The sequence below is a fragment of the Endozoicomonas sp. genome (genome assembly GCF_051008435.1).
Lineage (GTDB): Bacteria > Pseudomonadota > Gammaproteobacteria > Pseudomonadales > Endozoicomonadaceae > Endozoicomonas_A.
On record NZ_JBPCXO010000533.1, the window covers coordinates 1 to 3521 of the forward strand.

Annotated in this window: 4 protein-coding genes and 1 pseudogene; all 5 read right to left on the minus strand. The window is 46.2% G+C overall.

Features of this window, described 5'->3' with window-relative positions; translation table 11 throughout:
* Window positions 1-554: pseudogene (locus ACR2PX_RS27000) on the minus strand (hypothetical protein); the annotation flags it as partial.
* Between the two features lie 18 nt (window positions 555-572).
* Window positions 573-1109: a hypothetical protein gene (locus tag ACR2PX_RS27005; RefSeq protein WP_434002458.1), complete on the minus strand. Its 537-nt coding sequence runs from the start codon at window positions 1107-1109 to the stop codon at window positions 573-575.
* On the minus strand, window positions 1106-1849 hold the full coding sequence (locus ACR2PX_RS27010) for a hypothetical protein (protein WP_434002459.1): 744 nt from the start codon (window positions 1847-1849) through the stop codon (window positions 1106-1108). Before ACR2PX_RS27010 ends, ACR2PX_RS27005 begins: the two co-directional genes overlap by 4 nt.
* Window positions 1850-2419: 570 nt before the next feature.
* A complete protein-coding gene (locus ACR2PX_RS27015) occupies window positions 2420-2707 on the minus strand; it encodes an immunity protein Tsi6 family protein (protein ID WP_434002460.1) in 288 nt (95 codons plus the stop codon).
* A gap of 15 nt (window positions 2708-2722) precedes the next feature.
* On the minus strand, window positions 2723-3521 hold a 799-nt coding region (locus ACR2PX_RS27020; RefSeq protein WP_434002461.1), incomplete at its 5' end, for a polymorphic toxin type 46 domain-containing protein.

Sequence of the window (3521 nt, forward strand, 5' to 3'; positions counted from 1 at the left end):
TAAACTCGATAAACCGTAATAGCTTCTTTCGTGATCACTGTTCGATACTTTGAGTCAAGGAAGCTTTCTTGTATCCAGTCTGGCACTTCCTCATTTTTTTCTATAACAGTAACTTTATCGTCTATCAGAGTAGAGTAAATGCCAAAGCTATTGATTTCTTTCTCTGATATTCTATTTTTCTTCTCCCCTTTAGGCGGAGGAGCAGCTCTGGCAACAGGCCGGTCATCGTCAGGTAGATCCTCAACCATATTCCCTGTAGAACGGGAACGAAGCCGGGTCTTCGGCGTGTATTTGCCTACTTCCTTCCTGAGCCCGGCCAGCTCTTTGAATAGCTCCCCGAGCTGGGTCATTTGTCGAACCAGACGAGCATTACCGACTGCTCGTATCGCTACTCCGGCACCGGCCGTTGCGGACATCAATACAATGGTCAGCAGAATCTCAAAGGCAGCGCCTCCTGCAAACTCGCTGACTTTCAATGGGTGTTGGGCGCGGTAGTAATCTTTGGCAAACCGGACGAGCAGTGTCTGGCAGTGTTTATCGTCCCAGGTGGTCATCCGAGGTTCCCGAACAGGTTAAATGCTTTCACCCGGTTTGAGATAGTTTAATAGCTCTTGCTCATCGATTGGGCCGGTAATCGTCTCTCTCAATATTTCACCATCCTTCCACCACTGATTAATGGTAATTTCAATATTACTGGCCTCGGTGCTTGTGGTTTTCCGTAGTGCCAAGTACTTTTTTCTGACCAAGGGATCGGGAACTTCCATAAACGTTTCCCGGATGCCATCCATGCCTCTACTGAGACCACGAAAATCACCTGCCAGTGAGCGTACCGTTGTTTTCTTCCCAAGTTTTGCATTTTGTAGAGCTTCTTTTGAAGATAATTTCATACTCAGAAAGTTAGGTTTGACTTTTAGATCCCAGAACCACTCTTCCGTCTCCATAGACTTTGTGGGCACAAAAGCAGGGGTCTGTTTCTTGTAATTCTTGTATGCAGCTAAAGCGTTAAGCCCTGTATCAATAAATTGCTGGTAGTGTTCAATAAACTGTTCAATATACGCCAGTGATTGAAACTTACGTTTGAGTAACTTGGATTTAATTTGTGGGTTCATTGCGTTGCGTCCGGCCATTGGCTGACTTTGGGGGAGAGGTTGGGTATGGAGTTGTGCTGTACGTAGAGCTGTTGTTGACCGCCTTCCAGGTAAAAATCTTTTCCATCAAATTCTTTGTATTGTTGGCCAGCAGTACTCCCCTCCCAAGCCTTCATGCCTCCGGAGCCAACAGTGTGTTTGACATAATAGCCATTGTCATTCCAGGAGTCCTTGACGGCATAGCCATCGCGCCAGGTGGATTTGTTCGGGGGTAACTGTCTGGCCCAATAGGTTCCTGATTCACCTTTACCTTCGGCACTGCCTTCATCGATAATACGATAAATGGTTTCACCTTCCTTCAGCTCAACGGGTTTGATGTCCGAGAAGTTCTTGAAATCTTCCCAATCGACGACATCCGGATAGCCATTTTCATCAATCAATTTCTGGAGTTCAGGGTCAAACTCTTTTAATCCTTGAGCCTCCGCAGGCATCACGCCTGCTTTGGCGCCCAGCGGTTTGCCATCTGCCTGTATGGTATAAGGATCTTTAACGTCACCATCCAGGTGATCACGCTTGTAGACTCTCTCCCCATCCAGTGGGGTCACGCCCTCACGGGGGGTATAATCTCCCCTTGGTGGCGGATTATTTTTAGCAACAGGCCTGTCATCATCAGGAAGATACTCAATCATATTTCCCGATGATCGAGAGCGAAGAGTGGTCTTTGGAGTATATCGATCAACTTCTCTCTTAAGCTCAGTCAATTATTCAAACCGTTCACCCAGCTGTTTCAGCTGCCGGATCATCCGCCCCTTGCTGGCCATGTGTACTGCCACCCCGGCACCGGCCGTTGCAAACATCAATACAAATGGTCAGCAGAATCTCAAAGGCAGCGTCTCCTGCAAACTCGCTAGCTTCCAATGGGTGTTGGGCACGGTAGTAGTCTTTTACGAACCGGACGAGCAGTGTCTGGCATTGTTCGTTGTCCCTGATGATTTAGGTGATTTACCAGGCTTCCCTGAATTGTTCAGTATCCACCTTTTGAGGATCAAAACCCAAGGCTTCGATCAGCTCCCGGTATTCGCCTTCATGATAAGTCTGGTTGGCCTCTGCCAGCCATTCATGAACCGAACCTTTGTAGGGTGTCTCGTGAAAGGCTGAACTCGTTCCTACATTTAAGAAGGTTCTGTTTAACTCAGGTTCCTATTCTCCAACTGGGAGCCCAGATGACCTTTATTCAGTAGAGACAGGCTCTATTATGCACTTTTTCCCGACCACTCGAAGCAAGATTCAAGACCTGCCCCTCTGCTTCCATCTGTTGGTGGAGCGAAACGCTATTTTTTTATGTGATAAATCTTCTTGTAGTTGTAATCTATATTACAAAGAAGGTCCGACAGCTGTGGGTTTCCTGTGTCTAATTCACGTATTGCTTGCACGCCAATTATGATTGCATCTACACGCTCTAGATTGGCTGATTTTCTGCATTTTCCCTTATCGTCGAAGTCATTCAGCATAAATCTCAATTGAGCTTCAATGGATTTCCATAAAGAATAATCTGGATTCTCTATACGCTGTTGTTGTACTTCAGCTAGTGCAGAGTTTATATCGTTAAATAAGTTCATCACTTTTACTTAATTTCATTGGCGTTTAAAGCTGTTGCGATCCATGGTGAAGTATTGATTTGCCCCATCCTCAGCTCGTATAGTTTCGCCAGGTATCGACCATGTATCGTCGATCTCGGCTGCTGTAGACTTAAGTATTTTAACGCTGTTTTCTGTTTCGTATATATTCACTTCCTTCACTATTATCTCTCCGGTATTCCAGTCTTTAGCCTTGTCTGAGATTCCCAGTTTCTCTGGTTTAATTCCGGGTTCTGCATAGTAGTTGCCTTGTGGTCCGCCGGGAACTTGGTATTGATGAACGGCTTTTCCTTTAGGAAGCTCGGTGACTTCAACAGGTTTTGAGAAATCTATTCCAGACAAGTGTCCTTCAATTTTGGCAACTGGCATACCTTGCTCTGCATAGAATTGATGAGCAACTGATTTACGAGCATTTAGGTGGGTTGTAGAAATGCCATCAGATCTGGCTATGTCTGACTCAAAGTCTTGAACAGTTTTTTCTGTTTGTGTTGTTGTATTCTCGCTATTGTTTGTCTTCTCATAACTCTCCCTAGGCGGAGGCGAAGCCTTGGCAACAGGCCGATTATCAACCGGAAGATCTTCCACCATATTGCCTGATGAACGACTGCTTATCGAAGTGTTCGGTGTGTACCGATCCACTTCTCTCTTGAGTTCAGCCAGCTCTTTTAGCCGTTCACCCAGCTGCTTCATTTGCCGGATCAGGCGTCCCTTGCTGGCCATTTGTACAGCCACTCCGGCACCGGCTGTTGCGAAAACCAATACAATGGTCAGCAGAATCTCAAAGGCAGCGCCTCCT